Genomic DNA, 26,088 nt, shown 5'->3' with positions numbered 1-26,088 from the left:
AAGAATTGATTACGCCCGGCACTGCCCGGCGGGCGAACCCTACCGTCAACGCCCCAGCATCAGTTCCATGTTCTGGACGGCCGCCCCGGAAGCGCCCTTGCCGAGATTGTCGTAGACGGCGAGCAGCAGCGCCTGGGCGCGCTTGTCGTTGGCGAAGACGTAAAGCTTCATCCGGTTCGTGTCGTTGTACTCTTCGGGATTGATCTCGGCCATGCGCTCGGCATCGCCAAGCGGCGCCACCTCGACGAAGCCGTTCTTCACACCGGCATAGTGGTCGGCGATCGCGGCATGCAGTTCCGCGCCTGACGGCACGCGCTCCAGCGTTCCGAGTTGCAGGGGCACGGCGGTGATCATGCCTTGCGCGAAATTCCCGACCGCCGGCTGCATCAGCGGATCGCGCGAGAGGCCGGCGTATTTCTTCAACTCGGGCACGTGCTTGTGCTGGAAGCCGAGACCGTATGGCAGGAACTGCGGCGCGTCCTCGCCCCTGGCGACATAATCTTCGACCATGCTGCGCCCGCCGCCCGAATAGCCCGATATGCCGTTCATGGTAACAGGGTAATCGGCCGGCAGCAGGCCGGCGGCAATCAGCGGCCGCAAGGTCGCGATCGGCCCCTGCGGCCAGCAGCCGGGGTTGGCGACGCGCTTGGCCGCGGCGATCTCGCTCGCCTGGGCCCGGTCCATCTCGGGGAAACCGTAGCTCCATCCTTCAGCGACGCGATGCGCCGTCGAGGCGTCGATGACGCGGGTGTTGTCGTTGGCGATCAGCGAGACGCTCTCTCGCGCCGCGTCATCCGGCAAGCACAGGATCGCGATATCGGAGGCATTGAGGAATTCGGCGCGCGCCGCCTGGTCCTTGCGGCGTTCCACCGGGATCGACAGAACCGTCAAGTCGTCGCGATCCGCCAGCCGGGTCCTGATCTGCAGGCCGGTCGTGCCATGTTCGCCATCGATGAAGATCTTCGGTTTCATCTCAATCGTCCGTTGGGAGCCGTGGTGTCCAGATAGTCGAGCCGGGGCGCGGAATCAATTCCATAGCCCGGCCGGTCTCCGCCCGAGAGATCGATTTTCGCGGGCGCGCGCTCAGGCGCGCGCCTTCCGCTCGGCAAGCAGGCCGAGATAATACATCGCCACGGTCGAACCGGCGATCGCTGTGATGTCGGCGTGGTCGTAGGCAGGCGACACCTCGACGATATCGGCGCCGACGATGTCGACCTTGGTGAGTTGACGCAGTACCGAAAGGACCTTGGCCGAGGACGGCCCCCCGGCGACCGGCGTTCCCGTGCCGGGCGCATAGGCGGGGTCGAGGCAGTCGATGTCGAAGGTGACGTAGGTCTTCCTGCCGTCGGTCCGCTCGGCGATGGCATAGGCGATGTCGGAGGCCCGCATCTCTTCGACGTCATGGCCGTAAAGGATCTTGATCCCGCAGTCCTCCGGCGCATGGGTGCGGATGCCGATCTGAATCGAGCGGTCAGGATCGATGACCCCCTCGCGCACGGCGCGCGCCACGAATGAGCCATGGTCGATGCGCTTGCCGTCGTCAGGCCAGGTGTCCTGATGCGCGTCGAACTGGACCAGCGCCAGCGGGCCATGAATCGCCGCCTGGGCTTTCAGGATCGGCCAGGTGACGAAATGGTCGCCGCCGAGAGAAAGCAGGAAGGCGCCCGATTTCAGGAGCTTCGCGGCCTCGCGCTCGATCGTTCCGGGCGTCTTCTGATGGTTGCCGCTGTCGAGCAGGCAGTCGCCATAATCGACGACGGCGAGCTGCTCGAACAAATCCATGCCGAACGGATATTGCGGGTCATTGTCGAAGATGGCCGATGCACGACGAATCGCCTGGGGGCCGAATCGGGCGCCCGAGCGATTGGTCACGGCGGCGTCGAAAGGAATGCCCCACACGATCGCATCCGCGCCTTTCACGTTCTTGGTAAAGCGGCGTCGCATGAAGGACAACGCGCCGGCATAGGTCGGGTCGTAGGCGCGTCCGGTGGACTTCGTCGCGGTGAAGGCGTGATCGATGGACGATGCGGGCATGCACAAATCCCTCTCATAATTTTCGAGGCCTCCCTTATTCGATATTCCCTCCGCAATTGCGACCCCCTTCGCGTGGCGCCGCCCGCTTCACGTGCCTGTCATGGGGCCGGGCTATTGCGGCCATCGCACATCATCGGCCACGGAGCGATTCTCGTGAGCATGGTCAGGTCGGGCGCCGCGCTCGCCATCCTATTTGCCGCGCTGTCGTCGCCGGTATCGGCGCAGACCAGGGTCGACGCGATCAAGGAGCGGCTCGAACATGCCAACCAGTGGCGTGACCATGTGATGGTGGTTGCCCATCGCGGCGGCGGGCTGCAGGCCGGCAAGTCCCGTTTTCCCGAGAATTCGGCGGCGGCTGTCGAGGATGCGATCGCGCTCGGCGCGGAGATGATCGAGATCGACGTCCAGAAATCGAAGGACGGCGTCTATGTCGTGCTGCATGATAGCTGGCTCGACCGGACGACGACCTGCAAGGGCGAACTCGTCGAAAGGACGATGACCGAACTGGCCTCCTGCCGGCTGGTCGTCGAGGGCACCGGCGGGGCGACCGCGGAAACCGTGCCGACGCTGGCCGATATGTTCGCCGTCACCAAGGACCGGATCCTCGTCAATATCGACAACAAGCTCGACCCGGGCGAACTGCCCGGGATCGTGGCGGTCGCGCGCGGCATGGGAATGGCCGACCAACTGGTCATCAAGCAGAATCTGTGGAACGCCGAGAAGGTTGCCGAGGCGCGGCGGATCGTCGACGCTGCCGGGCCGGGCGTCACCTTCATGCCGATCATCGCCGACGACGCCGTGCGCGAGACCGCTTTCCTGGAGGCTGCCACGCGCGCGGTCTCGGCCGACGCGGTCGAACTGATCCACTGGCGCGAACCGGGCCAGCCGATGACCGGCGACGGCGGACCGCTGTTCGGCACCCGGGCGAGGGCGGTCGCCGCCCGCGGCGACTGGCACCTCTGGGTGAACACCTATGCGATCGTCAACAGGACCGGCGGCATGCTCTCCGGCGGGCGCGGGGACGAACTCGCCGTCGCCGCGGGTTTTCCCGAACAGAGCTACGGCTTCTGGGTCGATCGAGGCGCGACGATGATCCAGACCGACGAGCCGGCGGCCGCCATCGGCTGGCTGACGGAGAACGGCTACCGCCGGCCGTATGGTGGCGAAGAGGCTTCCGCGCGGCACGCATCTGCCGACGTCGCCGACGGAGAGCGCAATCAGTAGATATCAACCATCGGGCGCAGCGGCCCGAGTTGGTGTCTGTTCAGAAACGCCGCAGGAACCACAGGAAGCCGGCCACAGAACCGTCGAAGCCATCCACCTTGTCGTAGTTCGCTTCGGCGCGGATCTCGAAGTCCTGGACCGGCTCGTAGACGAGGGACAGGTCCGCGCTGTAGCCATCGAGGTCGGTGCCCTCCTCGCTGTACGCCTCATAAAAGTTGTTGAAATACTGGAAGCCGGTGGAGGCGCTGAATTTCGGCGTGAACTGGTGATTGTAGGCTGCAAGCACCGACCATTCCGCGTCACCGAAACCGCCGCTTATGCCGCTATAGGCGCTCTGCGTGCCGTAGGCATTGTCCGAATTGGCATACCAGCCCATCACGCGAATAGCGGATTCGGTGTTGGGAATATTGATCTGGGCGGCGAGCTGGGCGCCGAAACCGCCATCGTCATCACCGCCGATTTCCGGGCTGCGGGCACTGTCATAGCCGGCACGCGCCCAGACCGCACCCCAGCCCTGCTGATATCCGATGACGCCCACAAAGTCGGGAACGTAACCGTTGCCCTGAAGCGCGTCGTCTTCCACCGACAGAACGGCGAAAAAGCCCTGTTCGGCACCAAAATTGTACTGGACAAGATGCCGCTGCTGATCGCCATACCAGAGGCCGCCATCGGAGAACGAACCGCCGTTGGTCACGCCATAGATCGTTTCGGCCCATGCCGATTCGGTATAGCCCATGCGCAGGCCGCCGAGCTGCAGCCAGGCCTGGTCGGCGCCCACGGGCCCGTCGGCAAAGGGATTGTCGTCCTCGGAGGCCTCGCCCCAATTCGCCTGAAACCTGATGAATGCCTGCAATGTGCCCCATTCAGTCTCGGAATGTGTCTCGAAATTGACGCGGGCGCGAGTCTGCTTGTTCCAGCCGCCGCCGGCGAAGCCCTGGTAGTTGGGCGTGTAGCCACCGATTACATTGCCGTCGGCGTCGAAGATCAGCCCGTCGTCATTGGTGGCGCCGATCCGGTAGCGGATGTAGCCGGAGATCTTCAGGCAGGTCTCCGTCCCGGGGATATAGAAGAAGCCCGTCCCGAAGGTATCGCAGACACGGACATATTCAATCGGTTCGGGCTCCGGCACCACGACCGCATCCGCCGCGCGAGCGCCCGTAACAGCGCCGAGCGCAGCCGCAAAGCCGAAAGGAATGCACTTCGGCATCATCACTGTTCCCCCTCCATGAGCATTCGCTCTTCCTGCGAATGCGTCGGATATCCCGGTGGTCATGGCCTCACTCCAAGTCCCCACGAGGCCGTTACCAAGGGTGATTCACCCTATCATCGTAAGTGGAGTTTGGGGAGCCGCTTTTGCCGGTTCCGCGAGCAACCGGTGGACCCGCCGGCATACAAGAACTTGGCATGCCTCGGTTGCATCGTCGTCATCAGGTCGCCGATCCCCGGCTTGTAGGCGGGGCCGAGGCATCCTGCGCCAAGACGGAGGCGCTGGACAACAAAGAAGCCAAAACAGGCTGAATGGAAACGCGGCTTCAGGGCACTCTTCCCGCTGGCCCAGCGTGCTGCGTCGGCGCCTCCGCGCCTCGGACGCGGAGGATCCGGGTTCCTCTTGCCCCGCCGAAACCCCGGATTTCAGCGCGGGAGCTCTCAATGCCAGGTCATCCCCTGGAAATCGGACCGTATCAGTGTTCCTTTTTCGCCACGCACGATCGCGGCAATGTCCGCCAATGCTCCGATCGCGGCCGTCCGCCCGGTCGTCCGGGCGAAATGACATGCGGCGTCGACCTTCGGCCCCATCGAGCCCGCCGGGAATTTGTGAGCCGATATCGCTTCGGGGCTCGCTCGATGGATGGCCTTCGCCTCGGGCGTGCCCCAGCTGATGAAGACCGCGTCCGCATCGGTCGCCATGACGAAGAGGTCGGCCTCGAGTTCCCGCGCCAGCAGTTCGGAACACAGATCCTTGTCGATCACGGCTTCGACGCCGACCAGCTTGCGGTCCTTGCCCGGTTCGTACATGGTCGGAATGCCGCCGCCACCGGCGCAGATGACGACAGTGCCGTGGTCGAGCAGCCAGCGGATCGGGCGGATCTCGAAGATTCGCTTCGGCAGGGGCGAGGGCACGACCCGCCGCCATTTCGCTCCGTCGAGCTTGAACACCCAGCCCTTCTCCGCCTTGATGCGATCAGCTTCGGCCTGTTCATAGACGGGACCGACAAACTTGGTCGGATCCTTGAAGCCCGGGTCGTTGCCGTCGACTTCGACCATCGTCAGGAGCGTGGCGAAAGGCACCTCGAAAGGCAGCAGGTTGCCCAGTTCCTGCTCGATCATGTAGCCGATCATCCCTTCCGTCTCGGCCCCGAGGACATCGAGCGGATAGGCCTCGTCCGCCTTGTATGCGGCGCCCTGCAGAGCCAGAAGCCCGACCTGCGGGCCGTTGCCGTGACTGATCACCAACTGGTGTTCGGAGGCGATGGGCGCCATCGCCCGGGCGGCGGTTTCTATGTTGCGCCGCTGGACCTCGGCCGTCATCGGCTCGCCGCGCTTGAGCAGCGCATTGCCGCCGAGTGCGATCACGATGCGCATGGTTCAATCCCCCAAGGTGGCCACCAGGAGCGCCTTGATCGTGTGCATCCGGTTCTCGGCCTGTTCGAAGGCCACGTTGGCTTCCGATTCGAAGACGTCGTTGGTGACTTCGAGCCCGTTGCTCATCCCATGGTCCTGGGCGATCTGCTTGCCCACGGTCGTCTCGGTATCGTGGAAGGCCGGCAGGCAATGCATGAACTTGACCTGCGGATTTCCACTGGCCTTCATCAGTTCCGTATTCACCTGATAGGGCGTCAGCAGCTTGATGCGTTCGGCCCACACATCCTTGGGTTCGCCCATCGATACCCAGACGTCGGTGTGGATGAAGTCGACACCTTCCACGGCCTTCTGGACGTCGTCCGTTATCAACAATCTCGCTCCGGAACTCTCGGCCAGGCCGTTGGCGATGCCGACATAGTCCTCGGACGGCCAAAGCTGCTTGGGCCCGCAGATGCGCACATCCATGCCCATCAGGCAGCCGACGATCAACAGGGAATGCCCCATGTTCGAACGGGTGTCGCCGACATAGGCATATTTGATGTCGCTGATCGGCTTGTCGGCGTTCTCGCGCATGGTCATGACGTCGGCCAGCATCTGCGTCGGATGATATTCGTCGGTCAGGCCGTTGTAGACGGGCACTCCGGCATAGGCCGCCAGTTGCTCGACCGCCTTCTGGGCCGAGCCACGATACTCGATCGCATCATAGAGCCGGCCCAGCACCCGGGCCGTGTCCTTGAAGGATTCCTTGTGCCCGATCTGGGAACCGGCCGGGTCGAGATAGGTGACGTTGGCGCCCTGATCGTGGCAAGCGACCTCGAACGCGCAGCGTGTGCGCGTCGATGTCTTTTCGAAGATCAGGCAGATCTCCTTGCCCTTGAGATGCTGCTGCTCGGTACGGGCATATTTTGCGCGCTTGAGGTCGCGGGCGAGGTCGAGCAGGAAACGGAACTCGCGCGGCGTATAGTCCTGCACCGTCAGCAGCGAACGGTTGCGTAGATTGAAGCTCATCTTCCACTCCCTGATGTGATGGCTGATGTCAGTAGGCGGGGTCCCGCAGGATCGGACAGGTCATGCAGTGGCCGCCGCCGCGACCGCGTCCGAGTTCGGACCCGCGTATGGTGATGACCTCGACACCCGCCTTGCGCAGCAGCGTGTTGGTGTAGGTGTTCCTGTCATAGGCGACGACGACACCGGGCTCGATCGCGACGACGTTGTTGCCGTCGTCCCATTGCTCCCGTTCCGCCTGATAGACATTCCCTCCCGTCGCGACGGTTCTCAGCTTGCCGACGCCGAGAGCTTCGCCGACCACTTCCAGGATCGGCTTTTCGTCCCGGCGAACCTCGAAGGAGCCGCCATCGCCTGTGGGGTAGACGCTGTAGCAATGGATCTGGTCGACAACGTCCTGGAAGACGGTGACGAGATCGCGGTCGCAGAAGCTGAATACCGTATCGAGATGCATGGCCGCGCGGCTTTTCGGCATGAGACAGCCTATGATCCGCTTGGCCGCCTTGTTGCGGAACAATTGCTGCGCGACCTGGCCCACTGCCTGGTGTGTCGTGCGCTCGCCGAGACCGATCAGCACGATGCCGTTGCCGACCGGCATGACGTCCCCGCCTTCCATCGACGCGGCGGCAAACGGCTCGTCGGAATCGCCCCACCAGATCTTGAAATCCCCTGCGCTGAAGGAGGGATGGTGCTTGTAGACAGCGCGCTGCAAAAGGGTCTCGGGTTTTCTTGCCGGCCAGTACATCGGATTGCAGGTGACCCCGCCGTAAATCCAGCAGGACGGATCGCGCTGGAACAAGGTGTTGGGTATGGGTGGCAGGATGAACTCCGCCTCGCCGAAGGCTTCAGCCATCATCGTCTTGCTGAGGCCTTCGGGCAGGTCGGCGACGGTTATGCCGCCGATCATCAGGGGCGTGAGACGGCCGGCCTCCAACTCATCCAGCCAGGGACGCATGATCGCGGCGTTCTGCACACCGACGGAGTTTGCCGTGATCAGCCGGTCGAGAACGAAGCGCCGGCCTTCCGGCACCTGCAATGTCTCCTCCAGCAGGTCGTGCAGATCGAGCACCTCCACGCCGCGCTCCTGCATCTTCAACACGAAGTCGTAGTGGTCCTTCTGAGCCTCGTGCACCCAGATAACGTCGTCATAGAGCAAGGTATGGCAGTTGCCCGGCGTGAGCCGTTGGTGGGCGAGCGAGGGCCTGCACACCATCACCGTGCGTAACTTGCCGACCTCCGAATGCACGCCGAATTCACGCATTGTCTCCTCCATTGAGCTCGCTGGCGGCGGCTATGCCGGGCCGCCGTCAAAAGGGGCTGATCCGGCCGGTCCACAACAGCCACGCAGCCAGCAACGCCAGAGCGACCAGCACGATCGCGAGGGCGTATTCGTATCCAGAGAAGGCCTGCTCCCCGCGTTCTGTCCTGGCCCTGGCGTAGACGAAGATGCCAGGGGCGAAGAGGATGGAGCACATGAGCAGGTACTCGAGCCCTGCCGCATAGACCAGCCAGATGCCGTAGAGGGTAGCCAGAGCGCCGACCACCGTATCCCTGGTTCGCGATCGCTCGTCGTCGGCGTAGCCTTCGCCGCTCCTGGCCAGCTTGAGCGCATAGGCGCCCGACAGGACGTAGGGCGGAAGGATGGCGACGGAGGCGATGAAGTAGAAGAACTGATAGGCGCTCTTCGAGAACAGGCTGAGCACGAGGAATGCCTGGATCAGGATATTCGTGGCCCAGAGAGCATTGGCGGGCGAGCCATTCGCGTTCTCGCCGCCGAACCATCTGGGGAAGGTACCATCACGAGCACAGGTGTAGGGGATCTCGGCACAAAGCAGCGTCCAGGAAAGAAAAGCACCGCCGACAGAGACGATGAGGCCGAGGCTGATAAGGATGGCGCCCCATCTTCCGACCAGGGCCTCCAGCACGCCGGCCATGGAGGGCACTTTCTGGGCGGCCAGCTCCGGCTGGGTCATCACCCCGGTGGCCAGCAGCGAGACCAGCACATAGATGACGAGCGCGCCACAGAAGCCGATGACCGTCGCCCGGCCGACATCGGAGCGTCGCGCAGCGCGCGCCGAATAGACGCTCGCGCCTTCTATGCCGATGAAGACCCAGAGCGTGACCAGCATCGTGCTTTTGACCTGGGCGAGAATCGAGCCGAGCCCGCCGGTGCCGTCAGCGCCTCCCTGTCCCCAGAAGTCGAAGGAGATCTTGTCCCAGTTGAAACCGATGACCGCGAGCAGAACGAACGCCATCAGCGGAACCAGCTTGGCGATGGTGGTCACGACATTGACGAAGGCGGCCTGCTTGATGCCGCCCAGCACGAGCACATGCACCAGCCAAAGGCAGATCGAGGCGCCGAGGATCGAGGCGAGGTTGTTTCCGTCGCCGAAGACCGGAAAGAAATAGGAGAGGGCCGAGAAGATCGCGACGGCGTAGGCCACATTGCCGAGGAAGGCGCTCAGCCAATAGCCCCAGGCGCTGTTGAAGCCGATGAACGGACCAAAGCCCGCCTTCGCATAGGCATAGGGGCCCGCGTTCAACTCCGGCTTGCGAACGGCAAGGCGCTGATAGACGAAGGCCAGCATCAGCATGCCGGCACCGGTGATCAGCCAGCCGATGATGATCGCACCGGGCGAGGCCTGGCGCGACATGTCGGAAGGAAGGTTGAAGACCCCGCCTCCGATCATGGACCCGACGACGAGCGCGATCAGTGGGAGGAGCGTCAGCTTATGCGCGGTTTCGGATGTCGTCTGCGGCTGGTCGGTTGCGAATGTGGTCGACATTGGATGCCCTCCCTTTCACCGGACACACCTCCAACGGAGGCGTACTTGCGAGCCTGTTGTCATGATCCGGGTCGATAATGGTCGCAGGCGGAGCCCGGGGTATGCGACGCGGCTCTACCCTGGCGTCTGCATCGAAGGCGGTTTGTGCTACCAGCCGGGACGACTTGCCCTCCCTCGCCATGGCCGCCGGCATCGCGAGTTTGCCCAGCGTGCAACCGGGAGCATTCAACGTATGCTGCATCTTTCCAAGTCGTTTGGGGTTATTCACTAGCCTTTACTTGTTCGCTGTGTGGTGTTTACGCGTCGACAAGAGATGTGAAGTCCTGCTATTTGCTGGCTAATTTCCGGCTGCGGGCGAAACGCCTCGATCCACGATGTCCGATCGCCATCAATCCTGATTGCAATCATTCCGTGCCTCGCCAAGTTGAAACGTCGATGTGGCGAGCGTCGAAAGATGTGTCATCAGCAGGTATGTAACCGTATGTTTCAGTCGAGACTGATCGCGGCGGTAGCAATCGACTACCCCTGTGATAGTCTTCATGCCTCGCAAGACAGCGACGGATCAAAGGACATGGCCGAGGAAAAGTCAGACACCCCGCTCAGCGCGTCACAGCTTCGCCAGATGCTGCTCGAGAAGGAAATGGAGAAAGCCGATCTCTACAGAAAGGAGCGGGAAGCCAAACAGAAGGAACTCGCCGACTTCGCCGAGAGCTTTCTCAAGCAACACGTGACCGAGAGCGAGATCGCCACGGTGCGTCGGCTCGTCATGAACGCGGTCAGGGACGGGAAGCTCGAGGCCCTTGTCTATAGCTTCCCATCCGATCTGTGCACCGACAGCGGACGTGCCATCAACAGCAACGACCCGGACTGGCCGAGCACATTGCGGGGCAAGGCCAAGGAGTTCTTCGAACGGTACCAGGCCTTCGGCAAGCCGCAAGGCTACAAGCTGAAAGCCATGATCATCAATTTCCCCGGAGGAGTTCCCGGCGACGTTGGATTTTTCCTGAGCTGGGCACCGGAAGCAAAATGAAACGGGTTGAAATCGAAGGCGGCTGCTTCGAGGCGATCGAGGCACCCGCTTTCGACGTTACTTTTCTCCGCTTCAAGCCTGTTTTCTAACCGGACGGGCGATTGGGGAGCACGATCCTGGGTTGAAGAAGCTGGGTGTAAGACGTGCCGACCGATGCGGCTCCCGCTTGTCTCTCAGATTTGGATGCTCTGACGCTTCCGACGTGACCCCCGCAGTTCTTCCCTGCGCGGCATCCTTTCAGGGATCCCCCGCCCGGAGGGCCGCGCGAGCAGCGTAACTTACGGCAAGCGTCGGGTCACCACAGCGTTCCGATCTTTGTCCAGCGGAGGGAAGGTCAGGCTGACTCTGCGGCCAGAAAGCCAGTATCGCGACCTTGCAAACCCGCCTTGCGCAATCCATCGACGGCCATCCGGATGAGGTCGGGATGCAAGTTGCGGCTCTCCAGATCCGCGACCACATGGTCGCCATAGCTGGCGTCGAGCGCGATCATCTGGCCTACTGCCTTCACTGCCTCCTCATGGTCGCCCAGATGGGCTGCGGCGACGGCGATGGCCATCGGTCCGAGGATCATGTGGGGCGTGCCGATCTTGCGCGCTTCCCTCAGCGCCTCCTCGAAGCGGCCATGGGCGCAATGATAGAAGAACAGCCCGAGCCTGTAGCTGCCCGGCTGCACGGGATTTCTCGAGAACGACTCCTCCAGCAACGGCACTGCCTTTTCCCATTCGGCAAGCATGGCGTAACGCTGCCCGAGATCCGCGGCGATCGCCGTGTCGTTGGGGTTGAGCGCACGGGCGGTCTCGAAAGCGGCGAGGCTCGCCCGGATGTCGCGCGAGGACCAGTAGGCCAACGAACGCGCGTAGTGGCCCCAGCTCGAACTCGGCGCAAGCTCGACGGCGCGATCCGCAAGGGCTTGGGCGCGCTCACGGAAATCGGTGTCGGCAAATCTGTTCCCGTTTCCGAACCGATGGATGTTGGAATAGACCAGGGAAAGGCAGGCGAAGGCTTCGGAATAGTGTGGCTCGGACCGGATTGTGCGTTCCAGGCAGTCGCGGACACGATCCACGATGTCCTGATCGAACGTCCGCCAGTACTGATAGAAGTACAGCACGCAGTCGTAGCTGCTCAATCTTTCGGGAGGGCTGCCTTCGGTCTCCTGCGCCCGATCACTGTAAATAACGCCATAGGGCTGGGCCAATGTGCGGGCCACCCGGTTCGCGACCTCGCTGCGAAGCGCGAAGATCTCGGATGGAACGAGCCCGCGCTCGAAGCTGTCCGCCCAGACCGTTCTTCCGCTGCGCGCGTCGACAAGCAGCATGTCGGCCCAGAACCGATCGGAACCGACCGTCGTTCCACCGCTGAGGATATAGTCGACGGCCACCTCGTCGGCGCCGCCGGATGCGGGACCTGGAACGCGCTCGATCAACGGCTCGGTCCCGAACACCCGCAAATTGGTGAAGCGGGCAAGTCCGACGACAAGCGATCTGGCGAGCCCGCGCCCTAGATTCGGATAGGAGGCCAGATCACCTTCCTCGATGAAAGGGCCGACCAGAATAGAGGGCCCGATCTTGCCCGGCTTCTGCAACTCACCCCCGTGCGAATGCAGCGGGTCTTCCAGCGCCATGGCCGCATCCTCGAAGACGGGCACATAGGAGCCCTTCGGAATCCGGATTCGCAACGGATCATCCTTGCCGCCGGTGAGATAATAACGCTCGAGGGACCGGCGCATACGGCCGGCCACGATACGCACGATGGAGTCGACCTGCGGATCGAAGGTCTCGTCACGGCCAAAGACGGAGGTCGCAATGCTGTAGGCCTTGATGCGGTCGGGACGGCCCTTCAAAGTCTCGTCCACCACGTAGCTCAAAAATCGCCTGATGCGATCCGTCGCGTCGAAATCAGGCGACTCCAAGATGCGCGCGAGCGCGTCTCGAACGGCATCCGAGGAGTGACACCCCGCTTCTTCCATCGACTCGACCTCCCTCAGGGTCACAATGGCGATTGGCTCGCATAGAGCGGGTATGCGTGCCTTCCAACGTTAGCAGACCAAACGGTAACGGCAAACGGGGAAAGGTTAGGCCAGTCACCGTGACTTACTCAACCTTCCATTGCGGCGCGGTATCGAACATCTCATACTTTGACGGTATTCCGGAGGTATGGATGACGGGGCCCGAAAATCTGCGCCTCGATCTCGCGGAGATCATTGAACGCTTTCCCGGAGATGGGGCTCTCATCCGCCGGCTGGCGCTCAAGGACGAGGCGTTTCGCGGAATATGCGAGGAATATGTGCTGGCCCGCGCCAGCCTCTCCTGGTTCGAAGCGCGTTCCGGGGCAGAAGAACGTCCCGAGGTTGCCGACTATCGGTCGGTCATTGCCGGGCTGGAGGAAGAGGTCGCCCAGTTGCTGCAACAGGCTCGAGGATGACGATGGCTGCGCCGACGGCGAAAGATGCACCCAGACATGCGTGATCCATCGGCGTCGCGCGGGGAGAGGGCAGGCGGCCTCGGCCTGATGGCCTGCACGGCTCTGGTCGTCGGCAACATGATCGGCTCGGGGATATTCCTTTTGCCGGCGTCTCTTGCCGCGTTCGGGCCGATCTCACTCGCGGGATGGATCGTGACCTCGATCGGGGCGCTGATCCTGGCCGTCATCTTCGGCCGGCTGTCGCGGATCGTCGTCAAGACCGGAGGCCCATATGCCTATACGCAGGCCGGGTTCGGCGAATTTGCCGGCTTCATCATCGCATGGGGCTATTGGATCGCCTTGTGGACCGGCAACGCCGCTGTCGCAGTTGCCCTGGCTGGCTATGTCGGCTTCCTTGTTCCCGCGATCGGCTCATCGGACACCTACAGCCTCGCGGTGGCGTTGCTGGCGATCTGGACGCTGACCCTGGTCAATATTCGCGGGGTCGAGGAAGCGGGCTTCGTCCAGATCGTGACAACCGTGCTGAAGCTGGTGCCGCTCGTGCTCATCGGCACGCTGGGCTTCCTTTGGGTCGAGCCGGCGAACTTCTCGCCATTGAACACCAGCGGCGAGTCCGACCTGGCCGCGATCTCCGCCGCGGCGGCGCTGACGCTGTGGGCCTATCTCGGACTGGAATCGGCCACCGTGCCGTCCGGCAACGTGATCAACCCGGCAAAGACCATACCGCGGGCGACCATCGTGGGGGTGCTGATCGCTGCCGCGGTCTATATCGCGGTCACCACGGTGGCGATCGGGGTGCTACCGGCGGAATTGCTGGCGCAGTCTTCGGCGCCACTGGCCGACGTGTCGCGCGAGATGTGGGGGGCGGTCGGCGGAACCCTCGTCGCGATCGGTGCGGTCATCTCCACCTTCGGCACGCTGAACGGCTTCACCCTCCTGACCGGCCAGGTGCCCTACGGAGCGGCCCTCGATCATGTCTTCCCCGAGCGGATGGGGCGGCTTTCCCGCTACGGCACCCCCGCCAATGCGCTGATCTTCTCCAACCTCCTGGCATCGATCCTGGTGGCGATGAATTTCGCCAAGGGCCTGGTCGGCGCCTTCAATACGATCATCCTCTTGGCAGTGATGTCGAGCCTGCTGCCTTATGCGCTTTGCGCCCTGGCTGAACTGATGATCGTCGTGCGGTCAGGCCGCACCGTCGCGGGCCCCGAGATCACCAAGGTCGCCATATTGGGCGCCATAGGGTTTGTCTACGCGCTCTGGGCTCTCTACGGCGCCGGGGCGGAGACGGTGTTCCTGGGCTTCCTGCTGGTTCTGGTGGGCATTCCCATCCATGTGTGGATCAAGTGGCGCAATTCCAGGGCGAGCAGCGACCAGTCAGCCACGGCGGCTCGGCAGGACGCGGCATGACCGCGAAAAGTCCAGGGGGCTCCCGCAAAGAAAGAGGCCACCCGGAGGCGGCCTCGAGAGATCGGCACCAGATGGTGCGATAAGAGATCAGCGCTTCGAGAACTGGAAGCTGCGGCGGGCCTTGGCCTTGCCGTACTTCTTGCGCTCGACGGTGCGGCTGTCGCGGGTGAGGAAGCCGCCCTTCTTGAGGAGGCCGCGCAGGCCCGGCTCGTAATAGGTGAGGGCCTTGGAGATGCCGTGACGAACGGCGCCCGCCTGGCCGGACAGGCCGCCGCCGGCGACGGTGGCGACGATGTCGTACTGGCCGGCGCGGTTGGCCGCGACGATCGGCTGCTGCAGGATCATCTGCAGAACCGGGCGGGCGAAATAGGCACCGAAGTCCTTGTCGTTGACGATGATCTTGCCCGAGCCGGGCTTGACCCAGACGCGCGCGATGGCGTCCTTGCGCTTGCCGGTGGCATAGGCGCGTCCGCTCTTGTCGAGCTTCTGGACGTGGACCGGCGCGGCCGGCTGCGCGGCCTGGGTGGCGGCGCCGAGTTCTGCGAGCGAGGAAAGCTCAGCCATGTTGATCAAGCCCTTTTGTTCTTGGCATTCAGCGCGCCGACGTCGAGCGTTTCGGGCTGCTGGGCGATGTGCGGGTGCTCGGCGCCGGCATAGACGCGGAGATTCTTCATCTGGCGACGGCCGAGGGGGCCGCGCGGGATCATGCGCTCGACGGCCTTCTCGACGACACGCTCGGGGAAGCGGCCCTCGAGCAACTGGCGCGCGGTGCGCTCCTTGATGCCGCCGGGATGGCCGGTGTGCCAGTAATAGACCTTGTCGGTGTATTTCTTGCCGGTGAGCACCACCTTGTCGGCATTGATGACGATGACGTTGTCGCCGTCGTCGACATGCGGGGTGAAGGTCGGCTTGTGCTTGCCGCGGAGACGGTTGGCAATGATGGAGGCGAGACGGCCGACGACGAGACCCTCGGCGTCGATCAGAACCCACTTCTTCACCACGTCCGCAGGCTTCTGCGAAAAGGTTTTCATGGTTCGCTGCTTTCGGTTGGGACCTTCCCGGGGGAAGGCGTTTCTTGTTGCTTGCCTTGGAGTGCCGCCGGAACGGTGCGCCAAAAACGAAACGGCGGCCGGCTGGCCGCTGCTTCGGGCTGGCTTATAGGGGAGGGAGACTGTCGCGTCAAGCTTGCGGGATGACCGTTGTTGCAAAAATATCCAGTAAAAACAATGTCGTTATGAATGTGGTATTATTTTACCGCAGTAGGGAGACATGGCATCTGGTGGTGAAGCGCGAAGCTGGGGTTCGCGACAGTTGCTCGGGCCGACCTGATGGGGAAAGCCCGACACCTGGCTATCCGGCGCGGATGTGGTCTTAGAGTCCCGGCAAGGGATCAGGAAACCCCATGCTGGTCAGGCCCGTTTCGCCTTGGCCGCGAGCATCGCCGCCGCGTCCAGCGCGATACCGTAGCCTTCGGGGCCAAGCCCGCATATCACCGCCGTCGCTGCAAAGGAAATGTAGGAGTGGTGCCGGAAGGCTTCGCGACGATGAACATTGGTAACGTGCAGTTCGATCACCGGACCCGCAAAGCTCTTCAACGCGTCGTGGATGGCAATCGATGTATGAGTAAGACCGCCCGCATTGATGATGATTGCGTCAGCCTCGCGGCGCGCCTCGTGAATCCAGTCGATGAGCTGGCCTTCATGGTTGGATTGCCTGAAGACGATACCGTGCTCGCCGGCCGCGGCGGTGCGGCCGCAACTTGCCTCGATGTCCGCCAGCGTGGTGTGGCCGTAGATGTGCGGCTCACGATCGCCCAGCAGATTGAGGTTCGGGCCGTTCAGGACGTAGATGGGCTTGCTGGTCATGATGGGACTTTCTTGCATGGGCTGGCGATGAGGCGAAGGCGCCGGAGAGCGCTTCGTAGCGGTCACGAAGATCGATGCGGGCACCGGTGGCCGCAGCCTCTGTGACGGCGAGCGTGGCGATCAGCGTCCGGGCGCCGTCCTCCACGCTCTGCATCGTTGAGGCGGCGCCGCGGATCACGTCGCGGAAATGATTGAGCTGCGCCAGGTAGGGGTCGATCGTCGTGGCGAAGAGGCGCTGCGATATGACGGGCCGGTTCCAGGAGCGCGCGCCATCGGTCTGGCCCCAGCGGACGAGGGTCGGGAATTCGAGCGAGCCGTGGCTGCCGATGAAACGATAGGGGCTCTCCCCGCTGAAGGGGAACTCGACTGATTCACCCGTGCCCTGCTCGACGCTCCAGGGCGAGACGGCACTGTCGCTGGCGATGATGGTGCCGATGGCCCCATTCTCGAACTCCATCAGCGCGGCGGCGGTATCCTCTACCCCGAAATGCCGCTGGCGATTGGACGAGATCGCGCTGACGGCGACGATCTCGCCCGCCGTGAAGCGCAAGAAATCGACCTCATGGATGAGGTTGATGAGAATCGGTCCTCCCCCCGGTTGCGTGCGCCACGGCGCCGCCTTGAAGTAGTCGTCGGGCTTGTAGACCGCCCAGATGGCCGACACGCCGACTAGCGCGCCGATGTTTCCTTCGGTCAGCAACGATCGAAGCTGCTGCACCTGGTCATGGTGGCGCCGGTGATGACCCACCAGTGTCTTGATGCCGCTGCGCCGGGTCTCGGCAATCAGCACGCGTGCGGCCTCGGCGGTGTCTGTCACCGGCTTTTCCACCAGGATGTGAATGCCGCGGCGCGCGCATTCCACGCCGGCATCGGCGTGCAACTGGTTGGGCGAAGCGATGATGACCGCCTCGGGTCGAGCCTCGTCCAGCATGGCGCGATAGTCCGCATAGACCCGTTCTTCCGGATACTGCGCCGCGACGGCGTCGCTGTTGACGTCGGAGATGCCTGCCAGGGTGTAGTCCGGATGCTCGGCGATCTTCCTAAGGTGCTTGCGGCCTATCAGGCCTGCGCCGATCAGGCCGATGGAGATGCTCGTCATGATGTCCATTGCTCCTTGTGTGGCTGTGTCCGCACTCCAATTCCAAGTGGGGCATCGTGGCCAGAAACGTTGCGTGCCGGCGTGACGGCCGGGCAAAGGGTGCTTGTTCCGAAGGGCGAGATCAGGAGGGAGGCTCCTATCCGTCGTAACCGAACATCCGCGGCAGCCAGAGCACGATGCCCGGGAAGAGGATCAGCAGAAGCAGCGCAAAGACGAGGACGGCCACGAACAGCCAGATTTCGCGGATGATTTCGGCGAGCGGGATGCGCGTCACCGCGTTGATGACGAACAGGAGGATGCCGTAAGGCGGCGTGATCAGCCCGATCATGCAGTTGACGACCGCGACCACGCCAAAATGCACAAGGTCGATGCCGAGTTCGCGGCAGGCGGGAATGAAGAGCGGAATGATTACCAGGATGATCGTCGCGGCATCGAGAATGCACCCCAGGATCAGCAGCAGCAGGTTGACGCACAGCAGGAAGGCGAGCGGTGATACGTTGACGCCGACAAGGGACTGCGCGACGAGATTGGGGATGTTTTCCGAAGCGACAACATAGTTGAGGACGAGCGCGCCGCCGATCACGAGGCCGACCGCGGCCGAGGAACGGGCACTTTCGACGAGAATCCGTCCGAACGCCGCCAGGGACAGCGAGCGGTAGAACAAGGCGGCCAGGAGCAGCGCGTAGAACGCGGCGACCGCGGCTGCCTCGGTCGGGGTCGTCACTCCGCCATAGATGCCGTAGAGCAGGATAGCCGGCATCAGCAGCGCGGGACCCGCATCGAGGGTCAGCTTTGGAAGTTGACTGAGTGGGACCGATTTCTCCACGCCGAACCCGCGCTGGTGCGATATCCAGGCATTGATGGCCATCAGCACCGCTCCCATCAGTAACCCAGGCATGATGCCGCCCAGGAACAGGAAGCCGATGGAACTGTTGGAAACCAGCGCGTAGAGCACCATGGGGATCGATGGCGGGATGATCGGCCCGATGGTTGCCGACGCGGCGGTGATCGCCGCCGCATAGCCGCGCGTGTAGTGGCCGGAGCGAACCATCAGGTCGATGATGATCTTGCCGATACCGGCGGCGTCGGCGACGGCCGATCCGGACATGCCGGAGAAGACAAGGGACGCAAGGACGTTCACATGGCCAAGGCCGCCCCTGAAGCGGCCGACGAGGCCGATGCAGAAGCGCAGAAGCCGGTCGGAAATCGAGCCTGCGTTCATGATGTTGGCTGCAACGATGAACAGCGGCACAGTCAGCAGGATGAAGCTCTGGTAGAGCCCGTCGAGCATGACCTTGCCGGCGATACCAATGCTCATCCCGTTCGCGGCCAGGTAGACAAAGGAGGCGAGGAGAATCGCATAGGCGATCGGTGCGCCGATCGCGGCGATCACGCCCATCGTGCCGAGACAGAGGACAAAGGCGAAGCTCATGCGTCGACGCGCTCCCCGTCCGAGAGATCCAGTTCGTCGACGCCGTGGCGGAATGCGCGCCAGACGCCCGCCGCGTAGCGGAGTGCGACGACGAAGAGGAAAAGCAGGTAGATCGCGTAGATGTCGCGCATCCGGATCCAGTCGCCGAACAGCGCCGAGAGCGTTGCGGTCTTCTTCAATCTCAGGACCGCCAGCCGATCCCAGGTCGGCTCTATCGACAGCAGCAGGCCCACCGAGATGGCAAGGCCCCCCGCGATGAAGAAGGCCCTGCGCATGCCCGGCGCCACGGCGAGATAGAGGATATCGAACGAGACGTGTTCCTGGTTGCGGACGACGAAGGCATTGCCCCAGAACACCAGCCAAACCCACAGCGCCAGGCAGAATTCCAGCGTCCACCCGAAATTGGACGGCTGCAGCAGCGGAACGGCTTCAGCGATCCAGTCGGCCCGGGCGGTGTAACGGATAGTGACCTGCACGATGAAGGTTACGAACATGGCCGCCATCAAGGCGCCGGCAACGGCCTCGGCGAAAGTGCGAAAAGTGTCGATCGTTCGTCTCACGCGGGACCCTCCCTAGTCCGACGTCAAGCCCTGCCGCGGATGATGGCGGCAAGGCGGGGACGCGCGTCCCCGTCGCGCCAACTGAACCACTTCAGTTGCCGAGTGCGTTTATCTTGTCCAACACTCCTTCCGGCCATGCCTTGGCGAATTCGGAGCCGACATATTGTGCCTGGACATGCTCGCGAAACGCCTTGAGGTCCGGCTCATAGATCTCGAGACCCTTGTCCTTCAGGAAGGCCACGAGTTCCTCCTCCTTCTGCAATTGCGCCTGCCGACCGGACTCGGCCGCGTCCACCGCGGCCTTCTGCACGGTTTCCTGCTGTTCCGGTGTCAGCCCGTCCCATACTTCCTTGGAGAAGGCGATGTAGTTGAGGTCGACCAGATGCGACGTCAGGCTGATCTGCCTGGTGACTTCGTAGAATTTGGAGTCGACCACGGTGGGCAGCGGATTGTCCTGCCCGTCAACCGACCCGGTCTGCAGCGCGGTATAGACTTCCGAGAAGGCGATCGGTGCCGGGTTGGCTCCGAGCGCCTTGCCGAGGAACAGCCAGGCATCGGTGCCCGGCATGCGCAGGTTGACGCCCGCAAGATCTGCCGGCGTCATGACGTTGCGTTCCGAACGCGGGAAACGAAGGTTCACGTGGCGGCGGCCCAGATACATGACCGCCAGCAGCTTCACGCCGAGTTCGTCCTCGACCTTCTTCTTGAACGGATCCATCAGCGGATCGTTGAAGACCTTCACCTGATGCTCGGCGTTCTGGTGCACGTAACCGGCCGCGAAGATCGAGAACTCCGGAAAGAAAGTCGCCAGTTCCTGGGCGGAGCAGATCGTCATTTCGAGGTCGCCCGACGAGATCGCTTCCAACTCCGAGCCCTGTGCAACCAGCGAGGAGTTGTAGTGCGGCTGAAAGTCGGCGAAGCCCGAGACGGCGGGACCGAAGACATTGGCCATAGCGATGGATCGCTGATCCGTCTGCGTGCCGGAAGTCGACAGGCGAAGCGTGATCTTGTCCTGCGCCCATGATGTGACGGGTAAGCTGATCGTGGCCGCCAACATGAGGCCAGCGGATCCGGCAAGAAGCGTGCGACGGGTGACTGCGGTCATCTGATTTCCTCCCAGAAATTGTCCATGGTCGTTCATTTGGTCCATCCCGAGAATGCCTCGGAACGATCTGCTTCGAATCGGGGGGCACATGCCGAGGAACCAGGCTGGTGCGCGATTTCGGGTCGAACCTTTCGGCGAAGGCGCAGTGTCGGCCAAAGCCAGCCCATTCGCGGCCAAGTGGCAGCGATCAGGCTGCATCGGTCAGGGTCACAACAATGGATTGGATTCGCGCCGGCCCAACATTTGGCTTGAAACGCGATATTCGAGCCGGCAGCTCATTGCAATTTCCTCCCAGTCGAACTTGCGCGGCGTCTGTTGCGCCATTTCAAAATGTTCGATTGGGTTCACAGTAGCTCAGATATGCGTACTGAGTCAAACCCCTCGGTCGAAACGTGGAAAATTCACAAGGAACATTGTTGATTCAACGCGCTATGATCAGGTATCAACTCCGCGTCAGTAAATCATGCGGAGCTGAGAGCGACGGGTGATAATGAACAAAATGGTTCACAAGCTCGCCTGTTCGGACCGAGAGCCGGCGGCTGAGGTTGTGCCGACGCCGCCTCTCGCGATAAGGACGGGCGGGCGATTGGTCCGAGGTCGAGGGCATGAACGAGCAGCCGCCAGGCAGAGCAGGTCCTAGCCGTAGATACGAGCGGTCGCTGCCGAGCAACGATCCGGATCGCACCCGTGCGGACATTCTGAAGGCGGCGGAGGCAGAGTTCGCACGCCACGGTTTCGGCGGCGCCAAGCTCGACAGCATCGCGGCCAAGACCAAGCGCAGCAAGCGCATGATCTATTACTATTTCTCGTCCAAGGCGAAGCTCTACCTGGCCGTTCTCGAGAACGGCTACCGTCGCATGCGAACCGCGGAGCTCGCGATCAACCTGGACGAGGACGACCCGCGGCAATCGCTGAAGAACCTCGTCGAATTCTCCTTCGACTTCCATTTCGCGCACCCCACCTACGTCAAGCTTCTGATGACGGAAAACCTGAACGATGCCCGCTTCCTCGCGACATCGTCCGTTGTCCAGGAATTGCATCAGCCGATCATCGCCCGCATCGAGCGGCTGCTCAGGAGGGGCTACGAAAAGGAGAACTTCCGGCGGACGATCTCGCCGGTCGAGGTCCACATGACGATCTCGGCCTTGTCCTTCTTCAACGTGTCGAACCGTGCCACCTTCACCGCGGCATTCAATGTCGACATGCAGTCGCCGGCGTTCCGGCGGGCGCGCAAGCAGGAGATACTGCTGACCATCCTCGGGCGTCTCGATGCGGACATGACCGGGTTCGGTTCGGAATATACGCGCTGAGGAGTGGTGCGGCCGCGCCAGGCTGGAGAGGGGACATCGCCAAGCGTGTCGCGGATACGCCATTGCTGTCATCCGTTCAAAGCGTGGACGGTCGCTTCGGTATCGGCCACAGCGTTGCTGGAGATCACCTCAACCACGGCGAGCCCGTCGAACGCAATCTCTCCGAGCGTAGCCCTGACTTCGCCGAAATTCACCGTCCCCAGGCCGGCGGGGTCGTGCTTCCACGAACTGCGCTTCGCATCGGATACATGCACCTGGCCCAGGATCGGCTTGAGGCGGCGGAGGGCCGCGACTTGATCCTCGCCGATGAATTTGGCATTGGCTACGTCGTAGGCGACCAGCAGACGCGGATGGCCAATCGTTTCGATGAAAGCGGCGACCGCCTCTGCGGTGGGGATCGCTGTCAGCGGATGCGTCTCGAGCAGCAGGTCTTGTCCCGTCTTGTCGGCGAAGTGCAGCAGCGCCTCGATGCTGTCGCCAAGCCATGACATTGTGTCCTCCATCTTCGGCGGCAGCAGGCCGGAGACGCGACCCGGCACGACGACGACACCGCGGCCGCCCAGATCCGCGGAGAGACGCAAAGCTTCGGCGTAGTTGCGGACCGCGTGGTCTCGCACCTCGGCCAGGCAACTGCCGAGGTTGAAGTCGAGTGCGGGGAGGTTCAGCGACTCGATTTTCATGCCCTCCCGCGAGAGCGCCTGCAGCAAGTCGCGCCGGGCTCCGGTATCGAGTTCGTCCGCCCACAAATGACCGGGCGCCAGGACGACGTCGAACTCTCGCAGGCCCAGGCGACCGAGGCGCCGCATCGTCTCGTGCGCCGGCTCGCTCCACATGAACGAGAACGTCGTCCCACCAAGTCTCATGTCCAGTCCCCTGTCCGCAGTGGCTGTCGGTGGTGCTGGCCTCGAACCGCTATCGACGAGCGGCCGCGGCGATACGCCGGGCGGTTGCCGCGCTGAAATCCATCTCGCCGAGCCCCATGTGTCCTGCCATGAACGCGAGCTGGTGATCCATCATTCCGGTCCCGTCGATCGTCCTGCAGCCGAGCGCGGCAGCCCGTCGCAGCAGTTCGGTTTCATGCACGATCACGTCCGCCACCACGCTGCCGGCACCAATGCGTGTCGCGTCCATTGGCATCGGGTCGTCGCTTTTCATTCCCAGGGGAGACGCGTTGACGACGAGGTCGAAGCCGGCCGGGTCCGGTGGCCCAGTGCGCACCGGACGCTCAAGGTTCGAGAGCCGCGCGGCGAGGCCGTCGCTGCGCGCGGTGTCGCGGTCGTGGACAAAGAGCTCTGAGACGCCGGACTCGGCGAGCGCGAAGGCGATCGCCGTTCCGACCCCGCCGGTTCCGATCAGCAGCGCGCGCATGCCCCGGGGGTCGACGCCATGGGCCTTGAGGTTTTCGACGAAACCGATGCCGTCGACGATATCGCCTACCCAGCGGCCATCCGGGCGAATGCAGATGAAGTTGACCGACCGCACGAGGGCGGCGCGTTCGGTCAGGCCGTCGACGAGGTTAACGGCTGCCGGCTTATGCGGGATCGTCACGATCAGGCCGGCAAGGTTCCGCAGCCTCCTGGCCCCGGCGAAGAAATCCGGAAGGCCTTCGGGGAGCATGTGAAACGGGACGCAGATGATGTTGAGTCCGTGAAAATGGAACAGGCCCGTCCAGACTTCCGGCGCGCGGACCTGGGCAATCGGGCTCCCGACGATGCCCACCAGCTGCGTGGCGCCGTCGACGACCGGCCGCCTGGTCACGAGTTCGATGTCATCCGCTTTCATTGTGCTGCTCAGTCCGTTGCATCGAGGCAGAAGGCCATGTCGTAGATGGCTGCTTCGGCCGGATCGATGCTGAGGCCGCGCGCCCGCAACCGGCCCATGATCTTTGCGTCGAGCCTCTCCAGTTCGCGGCGCCCGATGCCATCGATCATGATCACGGCGTCGAAGATGTCGTCTCTCGTCATGCCGCGAAGCTCGGTTTCGCGGGTCTTCGCGCCTGTCACGTCAGGGCGAGCGACAGCGAGATGGACCGCCGAGACGCCCTCGAGTTCAATGATTTCCTCTGCCAAGGGCTGAGCCAGAGCGCGAAAGCCCGCGTCGTCAACGCCGTTGAATGGCACGCGGATGGTCGCCATCGCTCCGCCGACGCCGCGTCCGATGCTTGCGGCCAAGACGCAGGCGCAACGGATGAAGTTGTAGAAGGTCGGCTGGGTTCTCAGCGTCCACGGCGTGGGATTGTTGAGCCGCCGGAGATACTCCGGCGAACCGAAAGTACCGATGCTCTCTCCTTCGTAGAGGGTCAGGTAGCGATGCCTGTCGCGGTTCCAGTCCACCCCGCGGCGTCCGCGCAGGAAACCCCGTACGGCGAGCCGCTCCGGCATGTGCTCGCGCGTATGCCAGAGGTGATAGTCCGGTTCCGATCCCTGTCTGATGTCGTGCCAGACGATCATGATGGCTTTGCCCTTGAGCGGCATCGGGTGTCTCCGTTCAGTCGGTGGTGTTGGTCCGATGCGGCGACCTGGGAAGCTGCTCCACGCGCCGGATGTCGCGCCGCTCGATCTCTTCGCCGAGGCAGGCGGGTGCCTCGGCACCGAAGATCACGCGCGAGGGCTCAGACCCGCACACGAAGGGTTGCATCGGTTCAGTTTCCGTTTCGAGCGCGCGGCCGTCACGCACCGGTCGCTTGCGCCGGTTGATCTCCCGGCACGCCGGTGGGGCCGCCTTCGAGCCAGCCCCGGCCGCGAGCATAGAGCGCCTCGACCTCGGGCCCGATCAGGCCGGGCATGTCGCGCTTGACCGTGTAGCCGATGCCGGTCTGCAGGTAGGCGAGGTGCCTGTAGCCCTCGGGAAATGCCTGCAGCAGCTCGCTGTCCAGCCTCGGGGCTTCGGTCGGATCGATCGGATCCAGGCGGTCCTTCTCGTAGATCGGCTGGCGCAGCACGACACCCCAGCGCCCGCCGCGGCGCTCCAGGAAATCATAAAAGCGACCGGTGCAGACGACGTCGCAGGCCACGCCCTCGACTTTGGCGCGCTGGCTGATCGTCATCTTCGTCTGGGCGATCGCCCTGTCACCCGACAGGTCGATCGACGTGCCGCCCAGGAAGTGCAGGATGCGCACGCCGTTCTCGAAGCCTTTGCGGCTGACCGCAATGAACTCGTCCGCTGTTCCCTGGAACCAGGTCGCCATCATCCGCCCGTCGTCGTGCCAGACGGTGCGGAAACGCTCCCAGTCGCCCGCGTCGCGCCAGACGACCCAGTTTTCCAGCAGTTCCCGGATGGTGAACCGGTCATCGAACGGCGCAGTCATGGCTCGGTTCCTCCTTGGTATCTGTTCACATAGGAGAACTTGTTCTATAAGTAAACCGGATTCTGCCACTCGGATCGATGGCCATGCCCGCAATACTGTCACTCGCCCACCTGACCCAGCTCTCGACGCACCCCATCGAACTGATCGAGCTGGCGGCTGGCGCGGGGTTCGACGCGGTCGGGCTGCGCCTTTGGCCGCCGCTGCCTGGCGACGTTGTCGCGCCGGTGCTGGAAGAGCCGAAGACCCGGCGTGCGATCCGGCAACGGCTGCGCCAAACTGGGATCGAACTGCTCGACATCGAGGCGTTCTGGTTGCGGCCGGACAGCGATCTGGACGCGTTCCGACGCGCCTATGAAGTCGGAGCCGAACTCGGTGCGCGCCACGTGCTGATCGTCGGGCACGACCCCCACCGCGCGCGGCTGACCGAAAGTCTTGGCAAGACCTGTGAAGACGCGGTGGCCTGCGGCCTGTCGCCCATGCTGGAATTCATTCCCTACACGGCGGTTCGCTCCCTGGCGGAGGCGCATGAACTGCTTGCGGCCGCCGGAGCAGCCGACGCCGGGCTCCTCGTCGATGCGCTTCATCTCGCACGCTCCGGCGGTTCGCCCGATGATCTCGCACTCTATCCCCCGGACCTGTTTCGCTACGTTCATCTCTGCGACGCGCCAAGCCGACCACCGATGGACACCGACGCCCTGCGCCGGGAGGCGCGGGGCGCGCGGCTTTATCCCGGCGAGGGCGAACTGTGGCTGAGCGCCTTCCTGAGAGCATTCCCGCGCGACGTTCCCGTGGCGCTGGAAGCGCCGACGATTCGCCATGGGGAACTATCCACCATCGACCGGTTGCGCTTGGCTGCGAAGCTGTCGCGATCCGTGATAGAGCGTGCCTGGAGCGATGAGCCGGCTCCCTGACGCGAG

Annotated in this window: 26 protein-coding genes; 6 read left to right on the top strand and 20 right to left on the bottom strand. The window is 63.4% G+C overall.

The window, feature by feature from the left end:
- Positions 1-45: 45 nt before the first annotated feature.
- Both argC and speB read right to left on the bottom strand, forming a co-directional pair.
- Positions 46-972, bottom strand: coding sequence for an N-acetyl-gamma-glutamyl-phosphate reductase (argC, locus tag JN302_RS27040; protein WP_202329771.1), 927 nt, complete (start codon positions 970-972; stop codon positions 46-48).
- Between the two features lie 111 nt (positions 973-1,083).
- Positions 1,084-2,034, bottom strand: coding sequence for an agmatinase (speB, locus tag JN302_RS27035; protein ID WP_202329770.1), 951 nt, complete (start codon positions 2,032-2,034; stop codon positions 1,084-1,086).
- A gap of 159 nt (positions 2,035-2,193) precedes the next feature.
- Between speB and JN302_RS27030 the strand changes: the two genes are divergently transcribed.
- Positions 2,194-3,258 (top strand): glycerophosphodiester phosphodiesterase family protein, encoded by a 1,065-nt coding sequence (locus JN302_RS27030; RefSeq protein WP_202334459.1) that lies wholly within the window; start codon positions 2,194-2,196, stop codon positions 3,256-3,258.
- 40 nt (positions 3,259-3,298) lie between these two features.
- Here JN302_RS27030 and JN302_RS27025 read toward each other — a convergent pair whose 3' ends face one another.
- The 5 genes from JN302_RS27025 to arcD form a co-directional block, all read right to left on the bottom strand.
- Entirely contained in the window at positions 3,299-4,468 is a 1,170-nt protein-coding gene (locus JN302_RS27025; protein ID WP_244846703.1) for a porin, read from the bottom strand.
- 437 nt (positions 4,469-4,905) lie between these two features.
- Positions 4,906-5,841, bottom strand: coding sequence for a carbamate kinase (gene arcC, locus JN302_RS27020; protein WP_202329768.1), 936 nt, complete (start codon positions 5,839-5,841; stop codon positions 4,906-4,908).
- A gap of 3 nt (positions 5,842-5,844) precedes the next feature.
- Positions 5,845-6,849, bottom strand: coding sequence for an ornithine carbamoyltransferase (locus JN302_RS27015; RefSeq protein WP_202307158.1), 1,005 nt, complete (start codon positions 6,847-6,849; stop codon positions 5,845-5,847).
- Positions 6,850-6,877: 28 nt separating this feature from the next.
- Positions 6,878-8,107 carry an arginine deiminase gene (gene arcA / locus JN302_RS27010; RefSeq protein WP_202307156.1) on the bottom strand — a complete coding sequence of 410 codons (1,230 nt, stop codon included), beginning with the start codon at positions 8,105-8,107 and terminating at the stop codon, positions 6,878-6,880.
- A gap of 46 nt (positions 8,108-8,153) precedes the next feature.
- Complete coding sequence (gene arcD, locus JN302_RS27005) at positions 8,154-9,632, bottom strand: arginine-ornithine antiporter (RefSeq protein ID WP_202307154.1); 1,479 nt, start codon at positions 9,630-9,632, stop codon at positions 8,154-8,156.
- 571 nt (positions 9,633-10,203) lie between these two features.
- Here arcD and JN302_RS27000 point away from each other — a divergent pair.
- A complete protein-coding gene (locus JN302_RS27000) occupies positions 10,204-10,662 on the top strand; it encodes a histidine kinase (protein ID WP_202315077.1) in 459 nt (152 codons plus the stop codon).
- A gap of 334 nt (positions 10,663-10,996) precedes the next feature.
- On the opposite strand, the gene JN302_RS26995 is transcribed toward JN302_RS27000, so the two are convergent.
- Positions 10,997-12,514, bottom strand: a complete 1,518-nt coding sequence (locus JN302_RS26995) for a tetratricopeptide repeat protein (protein WP_202329767.1) — start codon at positions 12,512-12,514, stop codon at positions 10,997-10,999.
- A gap of 305 nt (positions 12,515-12,819) precedes the next feature.
- Between JN302_RS26995 and JN302_RS26990 the strand changes: the two genes are divergently transcribed.
- Positions 12,820-13,083, top strand: a complete 264-nt coding sequence (locus JN302_RS26990) for a hypothetical protein (RefSeq protein ID WP_202307150.1) — start codon at positions 12,820-12,822, stop codon at positions 13,081-13,083.
- Positions 13,084-13,119: 36 nt separating this feature from the next.
- Positions 13,120-14,493 (top strand): amino acid permease, encoded by a 1,374-nt coding sequence (locus tag JN302_RS26985; protein WP_202307148.1) that lies wholly within the window; start codon positions 13,120-13,122, stop codon positions 14,491-14,493.
- 87 nt (positions 14,494-14,580) lie between these two features.
- Here JN302_RS26985 and rpsI read toward each other — a convergent pair whose 3' ends face one another.
- From rpsI to JN302_RS26950, 7 genes are all read right to left on the bottom strand, one after another.
- Positions 14,581-15,057, bottom strand: coding sequence for a 30S ribosomal protein S9 (gene rpsI / locus JN302_RS26980; RefSeq protein ID WP_202307146.1), 477 nt, complete (start codon positions 15,055-15,057; stop codon positions 14,581-14,583).
- A gap of 5 nt (positions 15,058-15,062) precedes the next feature.
- On the bottom strand, positions 15,063-15,524 hold the full coding sequence (gene rplM / locus JN302_RS26975) for a 50S ribosomal protein L13 (RefSeq protein ID WP_202307144.1): 462 nt from the start codon (positions 15,522-15,524) through the stop codon (positions 15,063-15,065).
- Positions 15,525-15,902: 378 nt separating this feature from the next.
- The gene (gene aroQ / locus JN302_RS26970; protein ID WP_202307143.1) at positions 15,903-16,358 is read right to left on the bottom strand and encodes a type II 3-dehydroquinate dehydratase; all 456 of its coding nucleotides are present in this window, start codon (positions 16,356-16,358) and stop codon (positions 15,903-15,905) included.
- A complete protein-coding gene (locus JN302_RS26965; RefSeq protein ID WP_202307142.1) occupies positions 16,297-17,457 on the bottom strand; it encodes a Gfo/Idh/MocA family protein in 1,161 nt (386 codons plus the stop codon). Before JN302_RS26965 ends, aroQ begins: the two co-directional genes overlap by 62 nt.
- Positions 17,458-17,593: 136 nt before the next feature.
- On the bottom strand, positions 17,594-18,889 hold the full coding sequence (locus tag JN302_RS26960; RefSeq protein ID WP_202307141.1) for a TRAP transporter large permease: 1,296 nt from the start codon (positions 18,887-18,889) through the stop codon (positions 17,594-17,596).
- Positions 18,886-19,449: a TRAP transporter small permease gene (locus tag JN302_RS26955; RefSeq protein ID WP_244742175.1), complete on the bottom strand. Its 564-nt coding sequence runs from the start codon at positions 19,447-19,449 to the stop codon at positions 18,886-18,888. The genes JN302_RS26960 and JN302_RS26955 overlap by 4 nt, the downstream gene beginning before the upstream one ends.
- Positions 19,450-19,540: 91 nt before the next feature.
- Positions 19,541-20,554 carry a sialic acid TRAP transporter substrate-binding protein SiaP gene (locus tag JN302_RS26950; RefSeq protein WP_202329766.1) on the bottom strand — a complete coding sequence of 338 codons (1,014 nt, stop codon included), beginning with the start codon at positions 20,552-20,554 and terminating at the stop codon, positions 19,541-19,543.
- A 605-nt stretch (positions 20,555-21,159) separates the two neighbouring features.
- Between JN302_RS26950 and JN302_RS26945 the strand changes: the two genes are divergently transcribed.
- The gene (locus tag JN302_RS26945; RefSeq protein WP_202307139.1) at positions 21,160-21,864 is read left to right on the top strand and encodes a TetR/AcrR family transcriptional regulator; all 705 of its coding nucleotides are present in this window, start codon (positions 21,160-21,162) and stop codon (positions 21,862-21,864) included.
- 68 nt (positions 21,865-21,932) lie between these two features.
- Here the strand turns inward: JN302_RS26945 and JN302_RS26940 are convergent, their stop codons facing one another.
- From JN302_RS26940 to JN302_RS26920, 5 genes are all read right to left on the bottom strand, one after another.
- Positions 21,933-22,697: a sugar phosphate isomerase/epimerase family protein gene (locus tag JN302_RS26940; RefSeq protein ID WP_202329765.1), complete on the bottom strand. Its 765-nt coding sequence runs from the start codon at positions 22,695-22,697 to the stop codon at positions 21,933-21,935.
- A gap of 79 nt (positions 22,698-22,776) precedes the next feature.
- Entirely contained in the window at positions 22,777-23,583 is an 807-nt protein-coding gene (locus JN302_RS26935; RefSeq protein ID WP_202329764.1) for a shikimate dehydrogenase family protein, read from the bottom strand.
- Positions 23,584-23,654: 71 nt separating this feature from the next.
- A complete protein-coding gene (locus JN302_RS26930; protein WP_202329763.1) occupies positions 23,655-24,338 on the bottom strand; it encodes a hypothetical protein in 684 nt (227 codons plus the stop codon).
- 13 nt (positions 24,339-24,351) lie between these two features.
- The gene (locus tag JN302_RS26925; RefSeq protein WP_202307134.1) at positions 24,352-24,501 is read right to left on the bottom strand and encodes a hypothetical protein; all 150 of its coding nucleotides are present in this window, start codon (positions 24,499-24,501) and stop codon (positions 24,352-24,354) included.
- Between the two features lie 31 nt (positions 24,502-24,532).
- A complete protein-coding gene (locus JN302_RS26920; protein ID WP_202307133.1) occupies positions 24,533-25,171 on the bottom strand; it encodes a nuclear transport factor 2 family protein in 639 nt (212 codons plus the stop codon).
- A gap of 83 nt (positions 25,172-25,254) precedes the next feature.
- Here JN302_RS26920 and JN302_RS26915 point away from each other — a divergent pair, with 83 nt between their 5' ends.
- Positions 25,255-26,082 carry a sugar phosphate isomerase/epimerase family protein gene (locus tag JN302_RS26915; protein ID WP_202329762.1) on the top strand — a complete coding sequence of 276 codons (828 nt, stop codon included), beginning with the start codon at positions 25,255-25,257 and terminating at the stop codon, positions 26,080-26,082.
- The last annotated feature ends 6 nt before the right edge of the window (positions 26,083-26,088 follow it).

It is taken from the genome of Mesorhizobium sp. L-8-3, assembly GCF_016756615.1.
Taxonomy (GTDB): Bacteria; Pseudomonadota; Alphaproteobacteria; order Rhizobiales; family Rhizobiaceae.
This window is presented reverse-complemented; position numbering and strand designations above follow the sequence as displayed.

Excerpts from the sequence above, each read along its gene's own strand:
- JN302_RS27030 (WP_202334459.1), top strand. The coding sequence starts at position 2,194 with ATGGTCAGGTCGGGCGCCGCGCTCGCCATCCTATTTGCCGCGCTGTCG.
- arcC (WP_202329768.1), bottom strand. The coding sequence starts at position 5,841 with ATGCGCATCGTGATCGCACTCGGCGGCAATGCGCTGCTCAAGCGCGGC.
- JN302_RS27015 (WP_202307158.1), bottom strand. The coding sequence starts at position 6,849 with ATGAGCTTCAATCTACGCAACCGTTCGCTGCTGACGGTGCAGGACTAT.
- aroQ (WP_202307143.1), bottom strand. The coding sequence starts at position 16,358 with ATGACCAGCAAGCCCATCTACGTCCTGAACGGCCCGAACCTCAATCTG.
- JN302_RS26990 (WP_202307150.1), top strand. The coding sequence starts at position 12,820 with ATGACGGGGCCCGAAAATCTGCGCCTCGATCTCGCGGAGATCATTGAA.
- argC (WP_202329771.1), bottom strand. The coding sequence starts at position 972 with ATGAAACCGAAGATCTTCATCGATGGCGAACATGGCACGACCGGCCTG.
- JN302_RS26965 (WP_202307142.1), bottom strand. The coding sequence starts at position 17,457 with ATGACGAGCATCTCCATCGGCCTGATCGGCGCAGGCCTGATAGGCCGC.
- JN302_RS26940 (WP_202329765.1), bottom strand. The coding sequence starts at position 22,697 with ATGTGGAGCGAGCCGGCGCACGAGACGATGCGGCGCCTCGGTCGCCTG.
- JN302_RS26945 (WP_202307139.1), top strand. The coding sequence starts at position 21,160 with ATGAACGAGCAGCCGCCAGGCAGAGCAGGTCCTAGCCGTAGATACGAG.
- JN302_RS27000 (WP_202315077.1), top strand. The coding sequence starts at position 10,204 with ATGGCCGAGGAAAAGTCAGACACCCCGCTCAGCGCGTCACAGCTTCGC.
- arcA (WP_202307156.1), bottom strand. The coding sequence starts at position 8,107 with ATGCGTGAATTCGGCGTGCATTCGGAGGTCGGCAAGTTACGCACGGTG.
- JN302_RS27025 (WP_244846703.1), bottom strand. The coding sequence starts at position 4,468 with ATGATGCCGAAGTGCATTCCTTTCGGCTTTGCGGCTGCGCTCGGCGCT.
- speB (WP_202329770.1), bottom strand. The coding sequence starts at position 2,034 with ATGCCCGCATCGTCCATCGATCACGCCTTCACCGCGACGAAGTCCACC.
- rpsI (WP_202307146.1), bottom strand. The coding sequence starts at position 15,057 with ATGGCTGAGCTTTCCTCGCTCGCAGAACTCGGCGCCGCCACCCAGGCC.
- JN302_RS26920 (WP_202307133.1), bottom strand. The coding sequence starts at position 25,171 with ATGACTGCGCCGTTCGATGACCGGTTCACCATCCGGGAACTGCTGGAA.
- rplM (WP_202307144.1), bottom strand. The coding sequence starts at position 15,524 with ATGAAAACCTTTTCGCAGAAGCCTGCGGACGTGGTGAAGAAGTGGGTT.
- JN302_RS26930 (WP_202329763.1), bottom strand. The coding sequence starts at position 24,338 with ATGCCGCTCAAGGGCAAAGCCATCATGATCGTCTGGCACGACATCAGA.
- JN302_RS26985 (WP_202307148.1), top strand. The coding sequence starts at position 13,120 with ATGCGTGATCCATCGGCGTCGCGCGGGGAGAGGGCAGGCGGCCTCGGC.
- JN302_RS26950 (WP_202329766.1), bottom strand. The coding sequence starts at position 20,554 with ATGACCGCAGTCACCCGTCGCACGCTTCTTGCCGGATCCGCTGGCCTC.
- arcD (WP_202307154.1), bottom strand. The coding sequence starts at position 9,632 with ATGTCGACCACATTCGCAACCGACCAGCCGCAGACGACATCCGAAACC.
- JN302_RS26925 (WP_202307134.1), bottom strand. The coding sequence starts at position 24,501 with ATGCAACCCTTCGTGTGCGGGTCTGAGCCCTCGCGCGTGATCTTCGGT.
- JN302_RS26915 (WP_202329762.1), top strand. The coding sequence starts at position 25,255 with ATGCCCGCAATACTGTCACTCGCCCACCTGACCCAGCTCTCGACGCAC.
- JN302_RS26960 (WP_202307141.1), bottom strand. The coding sequence starts at position 18,889 with ATGAGCTTCGCCTTTGTCCTCTGTCTCGGCACGATGGGCGTGATCGCC.